Raw genomic sequence first — 24,103 nt, 5'->3', positions numbered from 1 at the left:
ATAGAAATAAGAAAACCTCGCTACATGTAGCGAGGTTTTCTTGTGTTTTATAATCCGATCGAAACGTATTTTGTTTCAAGATAAGCTTCTATCCCTTCGTGACCGCCTTCACGACCAATACCACTTTGCTTCATCCCACCAAATGGTGCCTGTGCCGCTGAAGGAACGCCATCATTCCAGCCTACAATGCCGTAGTCAAGACCATTCACAACGTAGTTTCCTCTTCGAACGCTTTCACTAAATACGTATGCGGCAAGTCCAAACGGCGTTTGGTTCGCATATTTAATTGCTTCGTCATCTGTTGTCACTTTCTGAATGGGAGCAACCGGTCCAAATGTTTCTTCATTCATAATTAACATGCCTGGCGTGACATCTTTTAAGATAGTAGGACGGTAGAAATAAGAGCCATTTTCTTCATACCCTTCTCCACCTACGACACATTCAGCTCCTTGACTAAGCGCATTTTGAACATGTTTTTCTACTTTCTCGTAGCCATCTTTGTCAATCATCGGACCAATATCTGTTCCCTCTTCTAATCCGTTTCCAACTTTAAGGTCCTTCGTCTTATCAGCAAATTTCGAAATAAATTCATCATAAATTTTCTCTTGAACATAGACGCGATTCCCACAAATACACGTTTGACCGCCATTACGGAACTTAGATGCAATAACGCCGTCAACCGCTTTGTCGATGTCTGCATCGTCAAGAACGATAATTGGGGCATGTCCACCAAGTTCAAGCGAAATATTTTTCACCGTTTCAGCTGCTTGTTCCATTAGTTTCTTACCCACTTCCGTTGAGCCAGTAAAAGTGATTTTCCGAACGTGCGGGTTACTCATGAGTTCACCAGCTACCTCTGAAGATTTACCTGTAACGAGATTAACAACCCCCTTCGGTATACCGGCTTCCTCACAAAGTTCTACGAGACGCACAGCCGTTAGTGGTGTTGCGGACGGTGGCTTTACAACAAATGTACATCCTGCTGCTAAAGCCGGGGCAAGTTTCCTCGCAATCATAGCTGCTGGGAAGTTCCACGGTGTGATGGCACCAACAACCCCTACTGGCTGCTTACGTACTTCCATCATCCGCTCTTCTTTATGGGGAGGAATCGTACGACCATAAATACGCTTTCCTTCTTCTGCAAACCATTCAACGAATGAAGCAGAGTACGCAACTTCTCCTTTTGATTCATGAAGCGGCTTTCCCATTTCAAGTGTCATAAGTTCAGCGAGTTCATCTTCGTGATCCATCATAAGGCCATGAAGTTTCTTTAAGTATGAAGACCGCTCATATGCGGTGAGGCTTGACCACTCCGGGAATGCTTGATGGGCAGCGTCAATTGCCTTCTTCGTTTCCGACTTCCCTCCTACTGGAACAGTCCCAACGAGTTCACCAGTTGCCGGGTTATTCACTTCAAGCTTTTCAAGATCCTGACCTGTCCATTCACCATTAATGTAATGAAACTTTTCCATTTGCTAAACCCTCCTAGTCGGTTCTCTGGATAACAATTCCTTTTTTTAGACTAATATAAACACCAGAACGTTATCTTTTTCTTATTTCATTACGTAATGTGCCAATTCCTTCAATGGTTACTTCAATTACGTCCCCATCCATAAGATATTTAGGCGGGTTGAATCCTTTTCCAACTCCCGCTGGAGTTCCGGTTGCAATAATATCACCAGGTTCTAACGTCATCCCTTTAGAGAGAACATGGATAAGCTCAGGAATCGCAAAAATAAAATCGGATGTGCTTCCGTTTTGTCTTACTTCTCCATTTACTTTCGTCACGATGGATAGTTCATGCGGCTCAGGAACTGCTGAGGTATGTAAGACAACTGGACCCATTGGACAAGAAGCATCCAGACTTTTACCTATAAAAAATTGGCCGTGTTTTTTTTGAAGATCCCGTGCTGTAAGATCATTGATGATTGTATAGCCAAACACATAGTCCATCGCATCATCCTTGCTTATTCCTTTTCCTTTCTTACCAATCACAACAGCAAGCTCACCTTCATAATCAAGCGTTTCAGATAACTCACGTCCAAACGTAAGAACGCGATTAGGCGCTGAGACGGTTGTTGGCGCTTTCGTAAAAATCATCGGGTGTTGCGGAATATCTTTCTCGCTCCCCATTTCAATCGCATGATCTCGATAATTTTTTCCGACACAGAAAATATTTTTAGCTGGTCTCGTAATAGGCGCTAGGATCTCCACCCTTTCAACTGAAAGATAGTATTGAGCTGAAAGGTTATCAAGCTGATCAAACTCAGGTGCACCTTGTCGAATGAACGTTTGTAAATCTGGTATGTCCACCCCCTGATCAAAATAGTAGTCTTTCAAGTTTACAATCTGCTGATTCTCTTCATCTAAAATACCAAACCCAGATTCTTCTTTTGCTTGAAATGAAACAAATTTCATAAAACCAACCACTCCTTTGCATTTAGAAACAGATTTATGAACATTACACCTATTATGACATGAAAGGGGATTTAATTTCACGAATAGTGTGTTAATAAAGAGTCGATTAAAGAAACGAATGCATACAAAAAAGACCTGTATGGCAACAGGTCTTTTCACTCAGCCTTTGCTTTCATTATCCGAAGCAGGCTGCTGATCTTCTTCTGTTTCTTTCTTCTGATCTTTTTTCTCGGAAAGCAATTCTGTAAAAGCTTCTCTAGGTTCAGTTAAAACCTTTTCCTTTAAGTTAAGTCCTGAAAGGATTTCAACGCGACCATCTTCGATTCGTCTTCGCTCTACTTTTCGTAAATGAATTTCGTCTTTCTCGAAAACGACGACATAACTCTTATCATCCTTCTCAATGATGCTTTCTTCAGGGACAGACGGCGCATTGGTATTCTGATGAAGTGGAACGTCAATAACCACATGTGTTCCAACCTTCATGTCACTTTCTTCACTTAACATAACGTTAAAATGATACATACTAATACCTGCTTCATCCTCTACTTCGTAAGGTCGATCTTCGAGGATTGTAATACGTCCTTTAGCGGGTTGTCCCGGATAAGCAGCGGAACGAATGAGAACTTCCTGATCAACGGCTAGTGTCGGATAGTCTATTTCGTTAACAGCTCCTTGTACAGTTAAGTCTTTCGACAATACTTTAACCACGGCTTCACCATCTTCAGGCGTTCGATTCACTTCCTCTACAACACCATTAAACGTGGCATCAACGGAAGTCTCCTCTTTATTCGTCTCAGCTTCTGCGATTTGACGCTCCAACTCTTTTACGTCAAGCTCCGCTAGTCTTTTCTTATACTCGGTATCTCGTATTTGCTCTTCGACATCAAGCTGCAATTGAAGCTTTTGCTCATCTTCAAGATCTTCATTAGAGGCAATACGTGATGACTGAACGGCAAGATCACTAAGCTGATCATCAAGTACAGAAACAGCTGTTTCTGCCTTGTTCCGCTGTGAATTCAAATCAGATACATCAACGGTTTCACTTTTTTCATATTCAAAAAGAGAAGTTCCCGTTGAAACATCATCCCCTTCATTCACTAGAACATCTGACATATTCCCACGTGAAGATTGATAATAGTAAGACTCCTCCACTTCAGGAATAAGAACGCCTTCAAACGTCACAAGTTCCTCATATGTTTTTCCTTTTACAGTAACGGTTTCAAGCTTCTTTTCACCTGCGATGACACTCTGTATGATCAAGGTGTTGACGGTAATAAAAAGAAGCAGGATAAGTGTAGCGCTAATACTAATCCAAAGTGACTTACGATTCACGATTTGACCCTCCACCTTTTTCAAAATGCCGTCCTCATGTAAGCAATAATCGCTGCTATTAATAGATTCAAGGCAATCGTCCAAAAAATGACATACCCTTTTGAAACCGATGAGCTTTGCCTAATCGCTACATACTGAACGAAGGTCCCCCACGCTAAAAAAAGGGACAGACTATAGCTGAAATATAACCAAAATGGGACATTTGTTATGAGATCCACGTATACACCCAGGCTATAAGGAGAAACGAGTGACGGCTCATGAAGAAAAGGAATAAACGGTAATTGAAGGAGCATACCGATTAATAGAATAAAGACAACATAGCTATGTATGTAGGCAAGTCTTTTAAAGCCAACCTGCTGAAAAAATGGCCAGTATAGGAGTGCTCCTCCTAATACGATGACAATCATTGTTAGGACACCTATCAAACCATCTGTGATTACTTCGCTTAGCACAAAAAGCAAGCGGTCATCGGATGCAATCCCCGTATATTCCGGCATGTCACCAGCATATTTGATGTTCATAAACGATGTGAATCCTACAATGATGAATGAAAAAATGGCAAGTAAAATGATGCGCCACCACGACCCTTTCAACCGATAAGCTGACTGAAGCGGCCGAAAGTGTGAAAAAGGTTTAAAGCTTCCTAAAACTAGTCTCATAGAATGCGACATCCATGTTCCTCCTATGTAAGTTACCTCAACTACTATTCATATTTTTACATAAACTCTCGTATTTTGACAGTATCTTTCAAGAAAAAAAGAGAAAACATATCCTTTCAGATCGTTTTTCTCTTTATGAATGAACATATGACCCCAGCCTAACAATGCCTCATGACGTTAAGGAGATGGCCATGACTCTTTTTTGGCTAAATCCGTGATATATTGGCCATTTTTTATTTTTATTGTCCATACTCGTAATATATTGGCTAAATGAACAATTTATTGTCTAACGAGAATCATTCTTGCACCCTAATGACAAGTTACAAGGTTTCCAGCTTAATTCGACTCCCTCGTCCTGAAGGTTCAGAAGGAGAAACAACCACTTTTCTCGGAAGTCTTGCCCTTAGTTCTGGCACGTGGCTGATCACACCTACAGACAAGCTCTCATTCTGTAACTTTTCAAGTGCAGTAATCACCGTATCTAATAAAGATTCATCAAGGGTTCCAAATCCTTCATCGAGGAAGAAAAATTGTAGTGGGTGTGCGCCTCTTAATTGAATCTGACCCGAGAGAGCAAGCGCGAGCGCAAGAGATGTTAAGAACGTTTCTCCACCAGATAACGTGGAAACAGGACGCTTCACACCACCATTCGCATCATCCCGGATGAGGAAACCTCCGCTAGAATCCACTTCAATCGCATATCGCTGTGAGGTAAGGTCACCAAGTTTTTGAGACGCATCGAGGCTCACTTGTTCAAGCTGCTCGGAAGCAATAAACTCAACAAAACTATTTCCTCGGAAAACCGTTTGCAGCTTACCGAGCTTTTCGAGCTCTTCACTGACAGAATTACGAACCGTCTCGAGATCCATGTATCGTTCATGCCGGTTCGTGACGTCTTCTAGATGATGTTTTGCAGCAGCAAACCGAGAAAGCGTTTCTTCCCGTATGAGACCTGCCTGTTCCGCCTGGTTGATTGTTTCTTTATAAGCTTCTTCTGAGATTCCTCTACCAGCAAGCTTTTCATTCATCTCACTGATCGAATGCTCTGTTTGACTCCATTCCTTCCGATACGTTTCCACACGCTTTTCCCAACTCATTTTCTGCTCCTGTGGTACTTCGGCATGCCTTATTTGAGAGCGATTTTCAAAAATCGAAGCTGCTTCAGCTGCTTCATACGTTTCAACTGCTTTTTTTAAGCGAAGGTGGGCATCGTTATGATAATTTTCATCAGCAGCAGCACGTCTTTCAGCTTGCTGGTACCGTTCTTCGGTTTGCTGTAGTTGCTCGAGCGCACGCTTTTCAGCCTGACGAATGGCATTAAGCTGTTCGTTTACCTGCGATAATCCTTCTTTAGCCGTTGTATTTCCTACGAGGGCTTTGTGTTCTGACTTTGCCTTTTGAATTTGTTCAGAAAGCTGCTGTGTGGCACTTCTTAATTCTACTTTTCGAACAGAATGCTCCTGCATTTTTTCATGAAGTTCCTGAACATGTTGCTCTTTCGCTTCAATGTAGGGACCACTTTTTGCAAGTCTGTCGCGAATTACGTTTGCTTGTTGATCCATTTTTTCAATGTGATCCATTTCTAATTCAATTTGTTCAATAGAAAGAGAGATTTCCTTCTGAATCGTTTCCTCTATTAAAGTCATTTCTTCCTTTAGATTCGTTTGTTTCTCATTCTTTGAATCAAGATCCTTTTGAATTTGGGTCAGTTGGTAGCGGTACTCTGTCTCTTTAGATTGCTTCTCTTGGATGATTTTACCAGTATGTTTGATTTTCTCTTCTAATTCACGAACGTCTTGAGTAAGTGACTTAATCTCTGTCATCAACTCTTCTGCTGAAAGATTACGCTTCACTTCAGGCATGTCATTCTTCTGAACGTGAAACAGATCTTCTTGGGCTGTCATCGTATCTGACGTTTGTTCTAACTGATACTGCAGTTGATTCGCCGATTGAAGCATCTCTTTTAACCTTTCACGTGTTTGTTCCTTTTGATTCAGAAGTTCATTGATTTGCTCTGTCTGATCCTCACCGTCTGCAAGAGAAACGTGCTCTGTCGCACCACAAACGGGGCAAGCGTCGCCATCTTCTAACCCTTTTGCCAGACGAATGGCAATGGCATGAGTTCGGCTTTCATCTAATTTACGCTGCCCTTGCTCAATTTCTTCTTGAACTTTACGAATATGCTGTTCGAGCGTTAATTTATGGGAGGAAACAGCATGATACGTTGAAAGCACAGCCTGATAGTATCCTATATAGCGCTCTCGCATCTGGTTTACATCTTTCACTAATTCTTCATAAGTAGGGTGAAGTGCCTTTTGTTCACTAATTTGTTTCTCTACTTCCTTAACAGCCGTATCAAGCTGTTTATTCAGTGATTGGAACTCCTGTTTCAAGCTTTGAGCTCTTCCCATTTTCTTTCGTTTTTCTGGCGTGACCTGGAGGCTCGTTAGTTCTTGATTTAAATCAGACTGTAGCGTGCGCGCCTTTTTTAAATCCTGTTGGGCTTTCGTCGTTTCTTCTTCCACCGTTTTTGCTTTTTGGTCATGCGATGAAGACTGCTCTTCACGATCTTTTAACTGATCGCTAATCTGTTTGATTTCGTTTTCAAGCGCTAATCCGCGTTCAAGATCATTCAATTGTTTCATGAAAAGCGGCTCTTCTTTCTCTTTCTGCGTTCGTTTATCCTCGTAGTTGTTTTTCGATGATTGGTACAAAGATTTCATTTCACTTAGAACCCGTTTCGTCTCTTCAAAACGGCGCTTCGCATCTTGAACTTCTTTCTCAGTCGCTTCAACCGCATCGAGGTAAGGTTTTAGTTGAGCAGCCGCTGTTGCTTGAGATATCTTTTCTTCAAGTGTACTGATTTCATCCTGCGTTTTTGCTAGCGTGTTTTTTTTCGTTTGGAGGTCAGCAAGCTGCTGTTGAAGGTTCCAGATTTCGATGACGTTTTCTTTTTGCTTTTCCGCTAAAAGAAGGTCTTCTTTCGCTTTTTGAGCTGCTTGATCTGCTGTATTTACAGCTTCCTTCGCTTCTTTCAGAAATTCTTTTGAGGCATCACCGAGGCCTGTTTGCTCTGCGGTGACTTCATTTAAGTGATGTTTTTTCTCATCCACTCTAGATCTAAGACGACGATTAAATTGATCACCATATTTTTCAAGTTGAAAGAGACGCTGAAGCATCTGCCTTCTTTCCGTTCCCTTTAACGATAAAAACTCCGCAAATTTCCCTTGGGGTAAAACAACAGCACGAGTAAAGTCATCAATCGTTAAGCCGAGAATTTCCTGAATTCTTTGTGATACGTCCCGGTCTTTATCCGCGAGCACAGTATTCTCATCTCCTATTTCAATAAGACGAGAATTAGCTGAGCGAATGGATACATCCCCTGACCGCTTATACGTGCGCTCAACGCGGTAGCGTAAGTCGCTCAGTGCGAACGTAAAAGAAACAGAAAGCGTATCTTCCGCATGGTTCATAATCCCCTGAGTGTTATTTGTCGCCCGCTCCACTTTTCCATAAAGAGCAAGGGTCATTGCATCAAGGAGAGAGGATTTCCCACTTCCTGTGGGACCAAAAATCCCGAAGATTCCTCCCTGACAAAGCGTTTCAAAGTCTATTTCTTGCTTTTCACGAAAACTATGCAGTCCTGAAACGGATAAGGTAATCGGTCTCATGTTCTCACTCCTTTCTTACTCTTCATCTTCCTGTGATAAATCTAGAAAAAGCTGCACAAGCTCATCATCTGGTTCAGCACCGTCCGTTTGCTTTTCATAAAACCGTTTAAAAAGTTCCTCTATTGGTAAATTGGCATATGACACTTCTCGCTGCTCTTCTTTCTTTTTAAACACAGGTCGGATATGTATAAAGCCTTTGTGTTGATTGCGAAGCCGATGTATTTCCTCAATGGACAGCGTATCATTTAAATGGACTTCAAGATCGATCCACGCATCCTGATCTTTTCCTTCTTCAAGCCATGTATACACTTGTTCAATTCCCTGCTTTGCGATCCAGCGCACGAGCGGTTTACCAGATTGCAACGGAATTTCACTAATATGAGCAAGGCCTTTCGGCTCCACATCAATGATCGTCACGGATTTCGCTTGATTCGCCTCCGAAAAGCTATAAGCAAGGGGCGAGCCGGAATAGCGAGCAAGTGCAGAACCCTTCGTAATCGTCTGAGGACGGTGTAAATGTCCAAGCGCTACATATTGCGCCTGTTCAGGTAACGAATTAGCTGAAACGGTATAGGCCCCACCTACTTGAATCGGCCTTTCTGAATCACTTTCACGGCTTCCTGCCACGTAAATATGACTCATCGCAATATGAACGGCATCCTCTTTCCCAGCCTCCGCTAAATCGCTAAACAGCTTCTTCACCCGATCGTCATATGCAAGCTGTAGCGCATCTTCTTCCTGACCTTCTGTTAAACATTCATTTAAGCGTGATTCCGACGGGTATGGAAGAGCGGCGATGGAAAGGTTTTGACCATTCCGCACGGTTACTTCAATCGGATTTGTTGTCGGGAATCCAATAATGGTGATGCCGCTAGTATGTGCAAGAGGCCGAGCTGCCGATAATCGTTCTGGATTATCGTGGTTGCCAGAAATAATAATGAGGGGCCGTTCCCCACGGCTTGTTAATTTTACAGCTGCGTCATAAAAAAGGGTCTCTGCGGCTGCCGGTGGATTTACGGTATCAAATACGTCACCGGCCATTAAAATGGCGTCTACATTTTCTTCTTCCGCAATGGTTTGCAGCTCCTCCAGAAACTCTCGCTGTTCAGGGAGACGGCTTCTACCTTCTAATGTTTTACCGAGATGCCAGTCAGCGGTATGAAGCAATTTCATGTTTTTCACTCCTTATCGTTTAGATACATTGAATGAAAGAAGCCGGACATTTGCCCGGCTATTTTTAATCGATTAAGAGTGACCTGCCACCATCAAAGAAGAAAAGGATTTTCTCTTTGCATGGCAACCCCCAAATCTCATTAATCGCTTTTTCATAGAGTTGAAGCTGTGTTGAATAGCGACGTTTCATCGTTTCCATTGCTTGGTCTTCTGAAGAAAAACGATTTTCAATCACGTCTGTTTTATAATCGACTAAAAGCAATTCCCCATGTTGATCACGCAGAATACAATCAATCACTCCCTGCAATACGACGGTTTCGTCTTCTCCATTGAAGTCAGGATAAATCCATTTTGAATTCACACCGAGACTAAAAGGAACTTCTTTATAAATGTCGATGGCACTTCTCATCTTTTCACCAAGTTCAGAATCAATTAGCTTTTTAATTTGCTTAATGTCAATCGCTAATGCCTGATCACTCGTTAGCAACTCTTTTGTTTCAAGTTTTGCAATTAATTCTTTAATGTTTTTTTCCTCATGCTGTTTGTGCAGATCAATGTGCTGCATCACGATGTGCATGGCAGTTCCACGCTCAGCGGGAGTCAGCTTTTTACTTTGGAGAAAGCGAGGACGTTCCTTTAGTGATTGGCTGAATCCTCTTACTAAGCGATCGTCACTCCGTTCATCCTGGAAAATTTCACGCTGGCGCTTTACTTCCGTTACTGATTGCTTTGACCTAGTTTCAGCCGCTGCCTGGTGTGGATATGTCCAATTCAAACGATCGTTCACGATTTTCTTAAAGACACTCTCTTCAGGAATAGGTTCTTTCCTTTGAAGCAGTTTCTCATATTCGTCGTGTTTCTTCACGTCTTCTGATTCAATTTGAGAAAAATCGGAAGCTTGATGCAACGTTAAAGACCATTTTGACGGATGCTGAAAAACATCTTCATGTTTAGGAAAGTGAACGACTCCTTCTGTTAGAGAGGTCAGATCCTGATGCCTTATAATCGCTGGTCCGATCCAGCTTAAGTACGTTTTACTTGTGGAACGTTCATAATCGGATAGGAGCCACTCTTCTCCTGGAGCTTCCGCCCAAGAAAGCAATTCTTTCTCCCAATCATTCACCGTACCAACTAAAATCAATTTCTCTTTTGCTCTCGTTAAGGCGACGTACAGCACTCGCATCTCTTCAGCCAACAGCTCAAGCTTCATGCGCTTTTGCAAAGTAAAGTAGGGTAAGGTCGGATAGCTAATCCGGTTGAGTGGATCAATGTATTTCGTTGCTAATCCGAACTCCTTATGCAGAAGCATTTGATTGGCCATATCTCTCATATTAAATTGCTTTGCGATCCCGGCTACAAAGACGACAGGAAATTCAAGTCCTTTACTTTTATGGATGGTCATAACACGTACGACGTCTTCCTGCTCTCCTAATGCCCGTGCTGTACCAAGATCGCTTCCTCGTTCTTTCATTCTGTCTATGAAACGAAGAAAGCGAAACAAGCCACGGAAAGAAGTTGCTTCATACTGTCTAGCACGATCATATAAGGCGCGCAAATTCGCCTGGCGCTGTAAGCCAGCAGGCATTCCGCCAACAAATTCGTAATAGTTCGTTTCACGATACAATTGCCAAATTAACTCACTTAAAGATGACTGTCTTGCTTGTTCTCGCCATCGATTTAATTTCTCAATGAATCGGAGAAGCTTTTCAGAAAGCTCATTTGATTCGGTCTCACAATATATCTGTAGAGCATTGTAATAACTTGATTGTTTCTCATTAATTCGAATCAAGGCAAGCTCTTCTTCCGATAAACCAATAATCGGAGAACGCAGGACTGAAGCGAGAGGGATATCCTGATAGGGGTTATCGATGACGTTTAGTAGACTCATCATAATCGCTACTTCTGTCGCTTCAAAATAACCTGTAGCAAGGTCTGAATAAGACGGGATCCCTGCCTCTTTCAATTCCTCCATCATCACAGGAGCCCAGCTTGAAGTAGCCCGCATTAAGATCACCATATCGCGATACTGAATCGGTCTCATACGATCTTCTTTTCGATCATAGATTTTGGTGCGTTCTCTTTCGCTTTTACCCATCATAGATTTAATGTTGGCTGCAATCAAACGCGCTTCAAGCTGAACTTTCTCAATCTCTTCCTCTTCACTAGAGCTTTGATCGATGACGTGAACTTCCGGGGTAACCGTCTGTGACTTTGGATAATCCGCTCCTGGAATCAGCTCTGCTGCACTGTCATAGTTAATTTCACCTACACGCTCATCCATAATTTGTTTAAAAATAAAGTTGGTCCCATTTAGCACTTCCTCGCGACTTCGAAAGTTTCGTGCAAGGTCGATTCGTTTGGAAGGAGACTCGACAGTGCGACCAAACGATTTATATTTTTCAAGAAACAATCCGGGCTCAGCCAGTCTAAATCGATAAATACTTTGTTTCACATCCCCCACCATGAAGCGATTTCCGCCGTTTTCTGATGTTCGACTAATCGCATTTAGAATCGTTTCTTGTACAGAGTTTGTATCTTGATATTCATCAATAAGCACTTCAGCAAATTGCGTTTGGTATTCTTTCGCTGCACTAGAAGGAACAGGGTTTTCTGGTGTTGATGCGTCATCTAATAGTATGGAAAGACAGTAGTGTTCGAGATCGCTATAGTCAACGAGTCCCTTTTCTTTCTTCAGCTCTGCATACTTCTCTCTAAATTCATTAACGAGAGAAGCTAACGTTTCAAGAACAGGCGCAAGCTTCTGGATATCCTCCACGTACTCATGAGCTTCCCTTTGAAAAAGGTCTTCTTTCATGCTTTGAACGGTTTTCTTAACGCGATCACGCATTCCTTTTACGGTCTCAACGACTTCAGGGTCATATTGATCACCTTTACAGGGCTTCAAACGACCAAATGAAACAGCTTCAAACGCGGTTCTTAACGCTTCCCATGATTGGTTCGAAGCTTCAAGAAGCCCATTCACCATTTCGCGTTCTGCTTCTATTGTTGATAAATAAGGTTCCGGTCCACCTGGAGAAGAAGACATGGTCCTCGCCTTGTCTTGCACTTCACGCATCCCTTCTAACTGAAGGACAACATCCTTCTTTAATTCTTCGACCCAGACAAGCTCATCGAAGCTTTTGTCACCGGCATTCTTATACAACGCGACACTATCAAGCAACCACTGCTTTGGCCACGGATGGCTTGAAGAGAAATGAAAAAGTCGCTCTACTAGAAGCTGAAGATCCACATCGCTACGATCGCTACTATAGCGATCGACCAGGTCATAAAAAGCTTCATTTTCTTTCTGACTATAATGCTCTTCAAAGAGCTCTTCCATCGCTTCTTCTCGCAGTAGTGCAGCTTCTGTTTGGTCTGCTACCCGAAAAGCAGGATCAAGATCAATCTCATAATAATACCGACGCAAAACTTCCATACAAAATGAATGTAAAGTTGAAATAGAAGCACGATTTAACATCGAAAGCTGTCTTCTTAAATAAAGCGAAGAAGGGTCTTCTTTCAGTTTTTCTTCAAGGGCTTCCCCTATTCGGTGACGCATTTCAGCTGCTGCCGCATTTGTAAATGTCACGACTAGGATGCGATCAACTTCAGCTGGATCCTTCTCGTCTGCCAATCTTCTGATGATCCTTTCCACTAAAACAGCTGTTTTGCCCGAGCCCGCCGCTGCGGCTACTAACACATCCTGATTTCTTGAAGCAATGGCTTCCCACTGTTCATCGGTCCATCTTGACCCTTCTGGTTTATTGATCATCATCTGCCTCCTCTCGCATTCGTCTTAATATCGTTTCATCATCTTGAGCAGCAATAGGACGATACGCATTATCTTCCATTGCCTGATCAAATTGGCAAAATGATCGGTAAGAACAAAACGTACATGGTATGCGATCCTTCATTTTATAAGGATCAATCTCAATGCGCCCATCTGAGATTTCAGTTCCGATCGTTTGGATGGTCTTCCGAGTATAGGAACGAAGCGCTTGAAAGTCATCCGAGGATAAAACGGAGGAGTTTTTGTAAAAGCTCCCATCTTTTTTCAATGCAGCTGGAATAATATCGGATTTCTTTGTCTCGATGTCATTGTCCATTAAACTCACGACGTCTTTATCCGCAAGTAAAAGCCCCTTCATCTTAAATTTTCTGAAAAGCTCCTGTTGGATGGCCGCCTGTCCTGGAGAGGAAGTTTGAAGCATAGGATTGTGGACATGAAAATACAGCATACCTGCTGCAGTAGCTTCTTTTCCAAGCCAGATAGGTGCATTCGTAATCACCACATCCAAATACGTCAACATTTGTAAAGCAAGCCCAAAGTACACTTCTGAAAGGTCAAGAGAAGTACCGCTAGACTTATAGTCGATAATGCGAAGAAGAAGTTCCTCTCCATTCAAAGCCTGATCAACTCGATCGACTCGACCAACAAGCTGGATTTTCACACCGTTTTTAAGCGTAAACTCAATCGGAGGTAGTTCTTGATTTGGACCAAATCCTAATTCAAGGCCGGCTGGTTGAAACCCGCTTTTCTTTGCCTGCTGTCCAAGAACGGATGAAGCGCGGCCAACTACCTGCGTTAACTTTCTCATGATATAGTGATAGCGATTTGAGCTTAATAGAATTTCATTTTGCAGCTTTGGTGCGAGCTGTTCCACAATTTGTCCTGAAAGCTCATAGTATTGATTAGCCGAAAGCTTCGCCCAGTCCCAATGTCGCTGCTTAATCGTTTCCGCCATCATATTCAATGCCGCATGGAAAAGCTGTCCAATATCAGGGGCTTCAAGCTTAAATGTTGCACGTTCCTTTAACTTGAGACCATGCGAAGCAAATTGAGAGAACGCACAAGACTTGTATCTTTCCATTCTGGATACGCTCGTTTGAAATTGATTCCCATACAGCTTTCTACTCGTTGATTCTGTTAGACGATCCGCTTTGTTACGGTAAAATAAACTATCAATTAAGCGAATGCGATCTTTCTCTGAAGGTGCCTCAATAAACCAATTGTAGGCATCCCACCAGATTGGATCAATTGGATAACCACGATGCCACTGGCGAAGCTGCCCCGTTAACCGTCCAATCGTTTTAGATGGATTCGTAATAAATGATAGCTCTTCGGTCACCTCTTCACCAGGCTCTGCAAACTTTAGTCCGATGTTAAGATCAGGGTACATTTCCTGCAATCGATTCATGACAATAGAAGGCTGTAGTCCTTTTCCTTCTTCGTCAGCAAGCGGACAGCTAATCCATAAAGAATCTGACGGAGTAGACAACGAATGGTAAATCAGAAATTCTTCATCAAGCAAACGTCGCTTTAACCCTGGAGCAAGCTGAATGCCTTGTTCTTCTAATTTCTCTCGATCTTGCTCATTCAACAAGCCGTCTTCTTGTATTCTTGCTGGAATAACCCCTTCATTTACACCCAGGAGAAAACCACATTTCACATCAGTAAATCTCGTCCGATCAATACTTCCCATGACGACCTGATCAAGAGAAGCAGGGACGAGAGCAAATTTCATGTTCTCCATTCCCGCTTCTAGTAATTTCGTAAATTGTTCTACTGAAAGATTCTGTTGCCCAATTAATTCAACCGTTTCATCAAGTAGTGAAATCACCGCATCCCATACCTGATCATGTTCACGTGCTTTTGAAAGCTGTCCTGACTTTTCTGCCTGCTCTTTCAATCGATCAATCTTCTCTGCAGCTTGACAGTTTTCAAGATGATAATAAAGGACTTCACACATATCTTGAACAGTGGTCGCTTTCTTCATTTTTCGCTCAAACTTCTCAAGCGGGGTTGCAATCCAATCTTTCGTTTCATTCAATCGATCTTCCATTTCTTCCAGTTGATCTGAAGTAATAACTTCCTTATCTTCTAATTGACGATAAATATTGGCTTTAAAGCGTTCACCGGTTTTCCACCGATAGCCTTTAATCCCTTTTGCTATCACGTAGTTTTCGAGCTCATCCATGCGCTCACGAATCATTTCAAGACTCTCGCCCGTATCGTCAGGAAACAAGAGCTCCGTTTTCACACAACGAAAAACCGATTCATAGCGCCAGTTGAATTGAATAATGTCCAGACTTGAACGAATTAGCTCAATCAGAGGATGGTGAAGCATTGTCCGCTTTTGGTCTGAGAAAATCGGAATCCCATGATCTGCAAATATCGTTTCTACAAGTTCATAATAAGTGGACATGTTTCGCACCATGATGGAAACATCTCTGTACCGATATCCTTCATCTCGAACAAGCCTGAGCGTTTCGCGTGCTGCAGCCTCCACTTCAGAACGTATATTAACCGCATGATGAACTTGTATATGGTTCAGCTCCCCACGGTATAGGACAGGTGGACGTTCACCATAATTCGCTTCTAAATGAGCCATCTCACTATTTTGATAACGCTTCTGCGTGGTAAGGATAAGAGGTTCCTTGATTTCAACCCCGGCTTCATTCGCCATTCCCTGGAGTGTTTGATACGTTTTGCCTGGTTCATGAAAAAGATCAAGTTCATGTATGGCAGATGGAATCATTTCCGGATCCATTGTCAACGTGAATGAGAGCGCAGTGCCTTTTTTCATTAAAGCTTCAATGACGAGTAGTTCTTGAGGTGTAAAACTATGAAATCCGTCTATCCAAATGGTTGCATCTGTCAGATAATCGGATTCCTCAATTTTCTCAGCCAATAGTGCTAGATAGTCTTCTGAATCCAGATAATGACCAATCATTTTCTTTTGAAAAGCTTCGTAAACAAGATGCAAATCATAAAGTTTATCCCGAAGGAGACTTCTCTCATTCTCTAGATAAAGGTCATCTGCAAAGCTCTTAATATCACCTGGTTCAAGACAATATCGTTTAAACTCGGTTACCATATCATTAAGCTGTTCCACGTATCCCGTTTTCTCAGAAGAGCGCTGATAAATTCTTAATTCCGATTTTTTCTCCTCAATAATCTGACGCAGCATCATACTTGTGCCGACGCTTGTTAAATGAGGACGAGCCATGCCCCCGGTTTCCTGAAGGACTTTCCATGCTAGTCTTGTAAAACTAAAAACTTGCGCGCGAATCATTCCTTTTAAACCTCTATTATGTACCAATTCATACTCTGATTGAAAAGTCATTTGCTCTGGAACGAGGTAAATCATATCCTGTCCAATCGGTCGGTTGCTCAGTTCATGTTGCATTTCTGTTAAACAATGGTCCGATTTTCCGCTTCCTGATCGACCAATGACAAATTGCACGGTCATTTGTTCTACCTCCTACAACGTAAATTCTTCATCTATTATCTCATGTTTTCGATCAATTGAATAGAAATAAGAAAACACGTTCGTATGTGAAACGACATTTACTACCAAATCGAACACTCTTTGGTTTCCCTCTTTATGTACTCGGGTATAGAACTCATAAGAATGAATTGATAAAGGAGTTTTCGTGATGGAAAAAGAATTTGAAACGTTTAAATGGGAATTAAACCGATTAACACGAGACATGACTGAGTTTGTTCATAGTTATGAAAAATTAGATGATGGCCAAAAGCGCAGTGTTGCAGCAGATTTTCCGTTCAAATCTGATCTTCACGACTTAAAAAACATGCTGGCAAGATGGAACAATACCGTTAATAAAATGTAAAGGATAGGAGCACTTCCAAAATGGAAGTGCTTCTTTATTTGAGATTCATGTTTTCTTATTTCGTTCATACAACTTAAGAGTAGAGATTTGTAAAGAAGGAGGTCAAGAAATGCATACAAACCGAAAATTTTACGAGCCATATGTCAGTCCGTTTGATCCGTGTCCTCCAATCCGTGTGAAATCTTACTCGACTCCACCAAATTTGTATATGGGATTTCAACCGCCAGGTCTTGAACAATATTCTGCTCGCGAAGCCCTACAGAAAGGGACACTCTGGAAAGCCTTTTATGATCCTTATCCTTATCCTTCAAAGAGGGAGGAATAACTCATGTCTCAAAAACAATTGCCAAAAGAATATTATGAGCTGTTAGAAGAGCTTCAAGCTGTTGATTTTGTACTTGTCGAATTAACGCTCTATCTTGATACCCATCCGAATGATTATGAAGCCATTCAACAATTCAATGAGTATGCAAAAATGAAGAAACAGCTTAAGAAACGGTATGAAAAAGAATATGGTCCATTGCAACAATATGGCAACAGCTATTCCAACTACCCATGGGATTGGAAAGATGCCCCATGGCCGTGGCAAGTCTAATTCCGAAAGGGTGAACAAATTTGTGGATATATGAAAAAAAATTACAATACCCCGTCAAGGTGAGTACGTGTAACCCTATGCTAGCCAAGTTTTTAATTGAGCAATACGGAGGAGCTGATGGTGAGCTGGCTGCAGCTCTCCGCTACCTGAATCAGCGCTATACCATTCCTGATAAAGTGGTCGGGTTATTAACCGATATCGGCACAGAAGAATTCGCTCATCTAGAAATGATTGCCACGATGGTATACAAATAGAACATAACTAAAATGCTACAATACATTATACAAAAAACTTCCTTATTATATACCTCTAAATAAAACTTTTAAAAAAGCATAAAAAAAAGAGCAAGGCTTTAAGCCTTACCCTACTTCCAAAAGGAATTTAAATTCATTGCTTCATGTATAAACTTCCTCATATCCAGCTCCCCTACATCAGTTGCCTTTCCTTTTCCTTCTATATAAATTGTCTTCTCATCAATTATTTCAACTAATTCCAGTTTACCTTTTGATTCTAAAACTTGTTGCTTGCTCATGATGTCTCCCCCTCTGCTGTTACAAAATCTATATGTGAGTCCTGTTTGTCCTAATAACTTGAATAACTGCTCTCACTTATGATTAAGAGGAGATTTTGTAACTGTGACACCAGAGAGGGAATGTAATTATAAATCTATAAAAAAAAAGCAGGAGCCTCTAAGCTCCCACTTGTTTAAATTCCTTATATACTTCTCTCCACCTTGCACCATTGCAGATCATTGCCACAGATGATCTACTGATATGGTACCTTTTAGCTATTTCTGTCTGAGGCATTTTTAAAGTATAGTACAGGCTTAATATGTCTCTTACCTCTGTCTTTCTCAATGTAGACTTTCTTGAGTTTCTTACATCATCATTTAAAGCAGTAAACATAGCTTTTATCCCTGTATATACCTTACCTCTTATAATCTTTCTTACAGCATACTCAGTAAGATCTGTCCTTGTTGCAATATCCCTGATGCTCTCCTGATCTACATAGTAAGATCTTAAAATAAAGTAAGCATCCTTGTAGCTAATAAGATCCTCTATACTGTGCCTGTTGCTTAACCCTAAGCCATTAATATAAGAATGTGTCTGATTATCCTCTAATGTCAGGTACTCTAAGTTACTCAGGCTGTTGTCTGTCTTATCTCCTGACTTATGGTTAATAGTCATACCCTCCTGCATCTGCCTAATATACTCCTCTGGATCTGCTAGGATCATTACAATATGATGTAAGTAAACTGTATAGCTTTTACCTCTAGATCCATCCCTTAAAGAGTAGTTAGCATATCCATCTGTAGAAATAGATGCCTTGCTAGATCCTTTCCCTGCTTTCTTAGCTATTGTAATACTGCCTGCCTCTAAATTGTAGTTACTGCCCTCAAGATCCATATACTCCTTAACTAGCTCTATCCTGTGCTGTAGTCTTTCTGCATTTAATCTAATCATTTATAAGCTCCCCTTTTATTTTTGTGTAGTGTTGGTGTGACTTCTTATACATAAAAAAAGACAGGGCTTATCTACCCTGCCTGTTGCTCTTTTTTATATTTCCTTACATAGCTACCTATAGTAGTAGCATATACATCATTACTTTCTGCTATATCCTTATAACTGTAGCCCTGATCTTTTAGCTTAACCCACTCAGCTACCTGCTCAACAGAAAACTTAGAAGGTCTACCTCTGCCTCCTGATCCTTTTTTCTTTTTACTTGCTTTAGCAATGTCATTCTGTAAAACAATGTACCTTTCAAAAAGCTCAGTATCTTCAAAGTAATAACTCTTATGAGGCTTGTACTCTACTCCTGTTACCCTGCCATTGCTTACTACTGGATGAGGATAAACTACATACAAGTTATCACCCTTATCTACTGTCCACTTAGTAGGAGTCTCCTGTAAGATCTCCAATACATTAAATAGCAATAGATCTAAATCATCCTCTTTGATCTTTGTAAATTCTTTATCTAGCTCTTTAATCATCTTCTCAGCTTGTTTGCTGTCTGTAATATCCCTAGAAATATAATGCTTTACCTGATCCATTGGAATATTGTTATCTCTTAATTTAGACAAGTATCTGCTTTTAAGATCCATAAACTCAAGCCTGTTTACCTTAGCCAATATTCTCACCTTCTTTTACATCTGAATAAATAGCCTCTAATGTCTCAGGCTCAGCATCTGCTAGTTCCATAAAAGCATTGAAGGTTTTAGGACTATAAGTACCTGTAAGAATACCCTTAATAATGTTAGCAGGCATACTTTTGTTTTCTCTGTTAATAACATTGAAAGAATCGCCTTTAATGTAGTGACAATATAGGATGTAGCCAATGGTTTGACCTGAGTAAGATTGATTACCTGCCCTCAAAAGCTCATACCCTTTACTGCTGATCTCTTTTGCTTGCTCTCCTGATTGAATCCAAGTGTTAATTTTATAATTCATCATGTTTAGTTTTCTCCCCTCTGAATGTAAAAAGAGCAAGACTGTTTAAGCCCTGCTCCTGCTCTTATGATTTAATACTGAAAATGAGTGTCATAGTCTTAATTAGAGATAGGACAATAACTCCCTCAAGAATTGCATGTGCCATGTTGGTAGCCCTCCTGATGTAGTGTATTGCTCCTAACTCTCTCTCCTTATAAGGATCTGTCTCTTTACAATAGTTGGATCTCTTTACCTCTTACCTTGCTGTAGTGAAATACTTGTCAATCAGAGGTCTAAAAGAATGCTTTAGCTCCTTTAAGTCTGCTGTATCCAGTCCTCTCTGTTTAAGATGTACAGGCTTTCCACTAGCTTTAAACTGATTCTGTCCTCTATCAATAACTCCCTTATCCTCTAAGATGTTTTTTACAGATCCAAAAGTTACATTAATAGGATTAGCTACTGCATTCATCTTCTCAATATCTTCATCAACACTATTAATAGATGCTTCTGCAATAACTGACTTATAAAGAGGGGAATACATCATTTTCGCCTGATTGAATACTTGATAAAACTCATCAGATACATTAAATAGCTCCTGCTTACCTTTGTTATTCATAGCTACATTTACTGACTCCTGTAGCTCAATATCCTCATTTAATTGATTAATAGCTTTTACTGCCTCTTTTACCTCAGTAACATCTGTAGCTGTTTCTTTAGTCTCCTGAGCCTGCTGTAGATCCTCCTGCATTTCTTGTAAAGCCTTCTTACCTTGCTCTTTCTGCTCCTCCATATTATCTACTGTTGCCTCTACTGCATCCTTAGCTGTTAATAGCTCCTGTACCTTTTCCTGCATATCTTTCATAGCTGTTTGTGAATTCATAATAACCATTCTCCTTTTTATTGTTGGTATTTTCTTGCTCTGTTTTTAAGGTCTGCCTTTTTCATCATAGCTTTAAGCTCATCCTCAATAGACAATAGTACTTCTAACTTGTCCTCATGCTGTGAAGCTCTCTGCTCTACTTTTTCCTTGTCTAGCTCAGGAGGCTTAGTTACTCTGTCTGCCTCTTTCTGTTTAGCTCTCATTTCATCTATTTCCTCATCAGTAAAGACCTCACTAAGTTTGCTGTATAATGCCTCCCTACTTAAAGGCTTTTTATCTGCCTTGATGTCTTTACCTGCCTCATACTTCTTAACCTCAGCTTTATTGATCTCCTGAGCTGTCTCCTGCTCCATTCTCTCTAGTCTTACTACTTTCTCAAGTAGTTTAATGTCAGGATGCTCTGTCTGATTGTATAGAGACATAAAAGCCATTCCCCAATACATAAGCTCAAGTTTAAAGCTCTCATCCTCAAGATCTGCATTGATAAAGTTTTGAGCATTTCCATTACTGGACTTATCACCTCTGTACAAATAGGAGCTTTCTGCTAAGTTGATCCCTAAAGCCCTTGCATCCATATGCTTACTAATTGTTGAGAGTGTAGACTTAACAAACCACCTGAGGCTTGATGCTTTTGTATTCTGGAATGTCATAACATCAGTAGCAGTCATGCCTGTAAAGTCAATCAAAAGCTGTCTATCTCTTGCATTGCCTGTAATAGCAGACTGATACAATACCTCAATAAACTTATCAATCTGCTCCTCTGATAAGCTCCTACTGTCTAAGTTAGAAATGTCAATTTCAGGCTCAGCATTTTCCTTAGCCCTCTCTAGCTCCTCCTCATATGCTTGCTTATTCTCTGCAATGTACTTTCTGAGAGTCCTAGAGTTTATACCTGCTCTCTCTGAGTACATTGTCTGTGTAATCTGTGAGTCAGTACCTTTTAAATATCCAAAAGCTATAGCATGTTCAATAGCCTGACTAGGCATAACCTCTGCAAGATACTCCTCAATTAATTCTGTTTGCTTGTCTGTCATGCTGTGTTACCCCTTTCTGCTTTCAGTTTCTTATAAATGTAGTGTAGTGTAATACTCAGGAAAGATAGCAAGCTACTAGCTAAAGTAGCCTGTTACCTTTTCCACCCTCTAGTGCTACTGGATGAACATTAGTAAAGTGTTTAATCCAAAAAAATTTAAAAAGTTTTATATATTTACTACCTGAGCTACATAGTCTCTATCTTTTGTCTTAATCTCTAGACCATCCTCTAAAAACTCATGATGGGTATTGAGTAAGATAGGTCTAAGCCCTATATAAATACAATTTTTATCTTTCTTATCAGGTACAAAAGCAATAGTTATATTTCTAGCATTAAGCTCCTTTAATATAGAGTTACATATCTCTGACATAGTGACCTCAGGAGGCAATCCAATAGCCTCAGCTACCTCCATGAAATCTACTTTTTTCAATACAGGATCATAAGTCTGAGTAATGCCCTCAATCTGTACTAAATACATTAATGCTTTTTTAGTTGTCTCTGTTAAAGGCTTTATATTCTCCATGCTGTAGATCCTCCTTAGTTTCCTCTGATTAAGAAATCTGCTTGTAATGACTTATCAGGCTCTCCATCTTTTCTGTAAAATACAAAAGGATTAAGTTTTAGATGTGTTTTTCTGCCTTTTAAGACCTTAGCAAAAACTGTCATCCCATCCCATTTAAGATTGTTTATTTTAGCCTGTACATTCTTCTTATCTAGCCCTGTAATCTTACAAATATCTGCTATTGATAGTGCCTCAATAACCTCTCCCTCAGTTTCAAAAGGATTAGTACAAAGTACATTATTTTCATAGTTGATGTAAGGCAAGATTAAATATAAAAAGCCCATATCAGCAGGTTTTTTCTTATTCTTTTTATTGATGTTAGCCTGATACAGCTTTCTGATCTGCTCTGAGAAAGCCTTGACTACTCTTTTATTTTCTGTCCTGCCTTTAAAGTGATATTTATTATTAATAACAAAAGCATCTACCTGCTTACCTTCTACTGTAATTGCCTTAGTTGACATCATTTCTTTATCTAAAAAGTTATCAATATGTTTCTTAATCTGACTCCTGTTATTGATACCTAAGACCTCTCCAATGTCTCCTCTATTCATTGGTACAGGATTATGACTGGATTTAATCAATACATTATCCTCATACCTTACATAAGTCTGTAATACCAGAAAATATCCTAGCTCTACTGTTGTTAGCACCTCAATAGCCTCCTTAGCATTTTCCATATTTGAGAAGGTAAAAGCTTTAGCTTTCTTTCTGCTGTCCTCTCTCTGCTTTTTCTCCTGATATGCTTTCTCCTGATCTACTGTCCTAGCATAAGCAAATTCATGTATCTCTCCTGTATCTCTATTGATATATTCTGTGCCTCTTACTTGTTTCATTGTATAACCCTCCATGTGTTTTTAAGTGAGCTAATCAGCTCCTTTCTTTTGTTCACTAATACATCCAGCTGCATGGGGTACTTAACAAGTACTTTGAGTAAAAAAGTTATAAAAAGTTTTTTTAGCGGTCTCATTACTATGATTAGAGTTAAATATAAAAACATGACAGGGGGTAGGATTAATACTCTGATTTGATTGGGGGTATTTTGTGAACATAAACAGGCTTGATTGGGGGTATTTTGTGAACATAAAAAAAAGAGGCTTGAGCCTTAGAGCCACAAGAGGTACAGCCATTTTAAGGCAAAAGTTTCTTCTTAGTCTTGACATAGTTAAAGGTAGTATAGGCTAAAGCCTAAGTCCTTCCCTATGGTCAGTCCTCATACAATAAAGGGAATGTCTTAATAACTTTAGTAGCTACAATATAAGGGCTTATACCCAGTTGAGGCAGTCAGGAGCTCTCTAAGCAGTTAGGAGCAGTAAAGACAGTCAGGGAGGTAGTACAGGAGTTATTGTAGTTATGTTTTAAGTTACTCAGATCTTTTCTAAGTAGTTGTGGAGCTTTAGCTCCTATCTCTAATCTCTTTAGGTCTTAATAACTGCCATGACAGGGATAGCAGTCATTGTGTACAAAAAATTTATACTGAACTACCTGCTTTACTATCTCTTACTCTTTATTATTAAGTAATTGATTCAGTCGCAGGATGTGGTACAGGGTTAAAAAAGACAGCTACATGCCTGACTAAATAACAGTAAGTAAATATTGTACTGAGCCTTTAAAAATAGTCATACAGCAGGATAAATAAATGTAGGGAGCTTTAATCTTTTGTTAGATTAATTCTCTGTACACTCTCCTAAAGGCTGTGTGCTGTTGGTGTGCATAGCTCTT

General features: G+C 40.4%; 19 protein-coding genes and 1 pseudogene. 4 read left to right on the top strand and 16 right to left on the bottom strand.

The annotated features are described in order from the left end of the window. Nucleotides 1-47: 47 nt before the first annotated feature. The 8 genes from PQ511_RS01070 to addB all read right to left on the bottom strand — a co-directional run bounded on the left by PQ511_RS01070 (nt 48) and on the right by addB (nt 16,506). Nucleotides 48-1,472, bottom strand: a complete 1,425-nt coding sequence (locus tag PQ511_RS01070; RefSeq protein WP_273850086.1) for an NAD-dependent succinate-semialdehyde dehydrogenase — start codon at nt 1,470-1,472, stop codon at nt 48-50. A 70-nt stretch (nt 1,473-1,542) separates the two neighbouring features. Beyond that, a complete protein-coding gene (locus PQ511_RS01065) occupies nt 1,543-2,418 on the bottom strand; it encodes a fumarylacetoacetate hydrolase family protein (protein ID WP_273850085.1) in 876 nt (291 codons plus the stop codon). A 159-nt stretch (nt 2,419-2,577) separates the two neighbouring features. Beyond that, complete coding sequence (locus tag PQ511_RS01060; protein ID WP_273850084.1) at nt 2,578-3,750, bottom strand: efflux RND transporter periplasmic adaptor subunit; 1,173 nt, start codon at nt 3,748-3,750, stop codon at nt 2,578-2,580. A 20-nt stretch (nt 3,751-3,770) separates the two neighbouring features. Next, nucleotides 3,771-4,421, bottom strand: coding sequence for a hypothetical protein (locus tag PQ511_RS01055; protein WP_273850083.1), 651 nt, complete (start codon nt 4,419-4,421; stop codon nt 3,771-3,773). Nucleotides 4,422-4,729: 308 nt separating this feature from the next. Beyond that, nucleotides 4,730-8,080, bottom strand: a complete 3,351-nt coding sequence (locus PQ511_RS01050) for an AAA family ATPase (protein ID WP_273850082.1) — start codon at nt 8,078-8,080, stop codon at nt 4,730-4,732. 15 nt (nt 8,081-8,095) lie between these two features. Then, on the bottom strand, nt 8,096-9,253 hold the full coding sequence (locus tag PQ511_RS01045) for an exonuclease SbcCD subunit D (RefSeq protein WP_273850080.1): 1,158 nt from the start codon (nt 9,251-9,253) through the stop codon (nt 8,096-8,098). 64 nt (nt 9,254-9,317) lie between these two features. Continuing rightward, entirely contained in the window at nt 9,318-13,025 is a 3,708-nt protein-coding gene (addA, locus tag PQ511_RS01040) for a helicase-exonuclease AddAB subunit AddA (protein WP_273850079.1), read from the bottom strand. After that, nucleotides 13,015-16,506 carry a helicase-exonuclease AddAB subunit AddB gene (gene addB / locus PQ511_RS01035; protein ID WP_273850078.1) on the bottom strand — a complete coding sequence of 1,164 codons (3,492 nt, stop codon included), beginning with the start codon at nt 16,504-16,506 and terminating at the stop codon, nt 13,015-13,017. The genes addA and addB overlap by 11 nt, the downstream gene beginning before the upstream one ends. A 187-nt stretch (nt 16,507-16,693) precedes the next feature. Between addB and PQ511_RS01030 the strand changes: the two genes are divergently transcribed. From PQ511_RS01030 to cotJC, 4 genes and pseudogenes are all read left to right on the top strand, one after another. Then, nucleotides 16,694-16,888, top strand: a complete 195-nt coding sequence (locus tag PQ511_RS01030; protein WP_273850077.1) for a hypothetical protein — start codon at nt 16,694-16,696, stop codon at nt 16,886-16,888. A gap of 109 nt (nt 16,889-16,997) precedes the next feature. Next, nucleotides 16,998-17,213, top strand: coding sequence for a spore coat associated protein CotJA (locus PQ511_RS01025; protein ID WP_273850076.1), 216 nt, complete (start codon nt 16,998-17,000; stop codon nt 17,211-17,213). A gap of 3 nt (nt 17,214-17,216) precedes the next feature. Continuing rightward, on the top strand, nt 17,217-17,483 hold the full coding sequence (locus tag PQ511_RS01020; RefSeq protein ID WP_224595124.1) for a spore coat protein CotJB: 267 nt from the start codon (nt 17,217-17,219) through the stop codon (nt 17,481-17,483). Between the two features lie 20 nt (nt 17,484-17,503). Next, a pseudogene (cotJC, locus tag PQ511_RS01015) lies at nt 17,504-17,734 on the top strand (spore coat protein CotJC); the annotation flags it as partial. A 113-nt stretch (nt 17,735-17,847) separates the two neighbouring features. On the opposite strand, the gene PQ511_RS01010 reads toward cotJC, so the two are convergent. From PQ511_RS01010 to PQ511_RS00975, 8 genes are all read right to left on the bottom strand, one after another. Then, nucleotides 17,848-18,015 (bottom strand): hypothetical protein, encoded by a 168-nt coding sequence (locus PQ511_RS01010; protein ID WP_273850075.1) that lies wholly within the window; start codon nt 18,013-18,015, stop codon nt 17,848-17,850. Nucleotides 18,016-18,172: 157 nt separating this feature from the next. Further along, on the bottom strand, nt 18,173-18,946 hold the full coding sequence (locus PQ511_RS01005; RefSeq protein WP_273850073.1) for an HNH endonuclease: 774 nt from the start codon (nt 18,944-18,946) through the stop codon (nt 18,173-18,175). A gap of 71 nt (nt 18,947-19,017) precedes the next feature. Next, nucleotides 19,018-19,611, bottom strand: a complete 594-nt coding sequence (locus PQ511_RS01000) for a transposase (RefSeq protein WP_273850072.1) — start codon at nt 19,609-19,611, stop codon at nt 19,018-19,020. Beyond that, the gene (locus tag PQ511_RS00995; RefSeq protein WP_273850071.1) at nt 19,604-19,933 is read right to left on the bottom strand and encodes a hypothetical protein; all 330 of its coding nucleotides are present in this window, start codon (nt 19,931-19,933) and stop codon (nt 19,604-19,606) included. Before PQ511_RS00995 ends, PQ511_RS01000 begins: the two co-directional genes overlap by 8 nt. 232 nt (nt 19,934-20,165) lie before the next feature. Further along, nucleotides 20,166-20,789, bottom strand: a complete 624-nt coding sequence (locus PQ511_RS00990) for a hypothetical protein (protein WP_273850070.1) — start codon at nt 20,787-20,789, stop codon at nt 20,166-20,168. Between the two features lie 17 nt (nt 20,790-20,806). Further along, complete coding sequence (locus tag PQ511_RS00985) at nt 20,807-21,823, bottom strand: hypothetical protein (RefSeq protein ID WP_273850068.1); 1,017 nt, start codon at nt 21,821-21,823, stop codon at nt 20,807-20,809. Between the two features lie 165 nt (nt 21,824-21,988). Beyond that, the gene (locus PQ511_RS00980; protein ID WP_273850067.1) at nt 21,989-22,345 is read right to left on the bottom strand and encodes a hypothetical protein; all 357 of its coding nucleotides are present in this window, start codon (nt 22,343-22,345) and stop codon (nt 21,989-21,991) included. A gap of 14 nt (nt 22,346-22,359) precedes the next feature. Beyond that, complete coding sequence (locus tag PQ511_RS00975; protein ID WP_273850066.1) at nt 22,360-23,217, bottom strand: hypothetical protein; 858 nt, start codon at nt 23,215-23,217, stop codon at nt 22,360-22,362. Between the last annotated feature and the right edge of the window lie 886 nt (nt 23,218-24,103).

The organism is Guptibacillus spartinae (genome assembly GCF_028610625.1).
GTDB classification, from domain to species: domain Bacteria; phylum Bacillota; class Bacilli; order Bacillales; family Guptibacillaceae; genus Guptibacillus; species Guptibacillus spartinae.
The sequence above is the reverse complement of the archived record's forward strand: the minus strand, read 5'-3'. Positions and strand labels throughout refer to the sequence as shown.

Coding starts and splice junctions, on each gene's coding strand:
- PQ511_RS00990 (WP_273850070.1), bottom strand. CDS start 20,789: ATGAATTCACAAACAGCTATGAAAGATATGCAGGAAAAGGTACAGGAG.
- PQ511_RS01020 (WP_224595124.1), top strand. CDS start 17,217: ATGTCTCAAAAACAATTGCCAAAAGAATATTATGAGCTGTTAGAAGAG.
- PQ511_RS01070 (WP_273850086.1), bottom strand. CDS start 1,472: ATGGAAAAGTTTCATTACATTAATGGTGAATGGACAGGTCAGGATCTT.
- PQ511_RS01065 (WP_273850085.1), bottom strand. CDS start 2,418: ATGAAATTTGTTTCATTTCAAGCAAAAGAAGAATCTGGGTTTGGTATT.
- PQ511_RS01050 (WP_273850082.1), bottom strand. CDS start 8,080: ATGAGACCGATTACCTTATCCGTTTCAGGACTGCATAGTTTTCGTGAA.
- PQ511_RS01045 (WP_273850080.1), bottom strand. CDS start 9,253: ATGAAATTGCTTCATACCGCTGACTGGCATCTCGGTAAAACATTAGAA.
- PQ511_RS01010 (WP_273850075.1), bottom strand. CDS start 18,015: ATGAGCAAGCAACAAGTTTTAGAATCAAAAGGTAAACTGGAATTAGTT.
- PQ511_RS01030 (WP_273850077.1), top strand. CDS start 16,694: ATGGAAAAAGAATTTGAAACGTTTAAATGGGAATTAAACCGATTAACA.
- PQ511_RS01005 (WP_273850073.1), bottom strand. CDS start 18,946: ATGATTAGATTAAATGCAGAAAGACTACAGCACAGGATAGAGCTAGTT.
- addB (WP_273850078.1), bottom strand. CDS start 16,506: ATGACCGTGCAATTTGTCATTGGTCGATCAGGAAGCGGAAAATCGGAC.
- PQ511_RS01055 (WP_273850083.1), bottom strand. CDS start 4,421: ATGTCGCATTCTATGAGACTAGTTTTAGGAAGCTTTAAACCTTTTTCA.
- PQ511_RS00985 (WP_273850068.1), bottom strand. CDS start 21,823: ATGACAGACAAGCAAACAGAATTAATTGAGGAGTATCTTGCAGAGGTT.
- PQ511_RS01025 (WP_273850076.1), top strand. CDS start 16,998: ATGCATACAAACCGAAAATTTTACGAGCCATATGTCAGTCCGTTTGAT.
- PQ511_RS00980 (WP_273850067.1), bottom strand. CDS start 22,345: ATGGAGAATATAAAGCCTTTAACAGAGACAACTAAAAAAGCATTAATG.
- PQ511_RS00975 (WP_273850066.1), bottom strand. CDS start 23,217: ATGAAACAAGTAAGAGGCACAGAATATATCAATAGAGATACAGGAGAG.
- PQ511_RS00995 (WP_273850071.1), bottom strand. CDS start 19,933: ATGATGAATTATAAAATTAACACTTGGATTCAATCAGGAGAGCAAGCA.
- addA (WP_273850079.1), bottom strand. CDS start 13,025: ATGATCAATAAACCAGAAGGGTCAAGATGGACCGATGAACAGTGGGAA.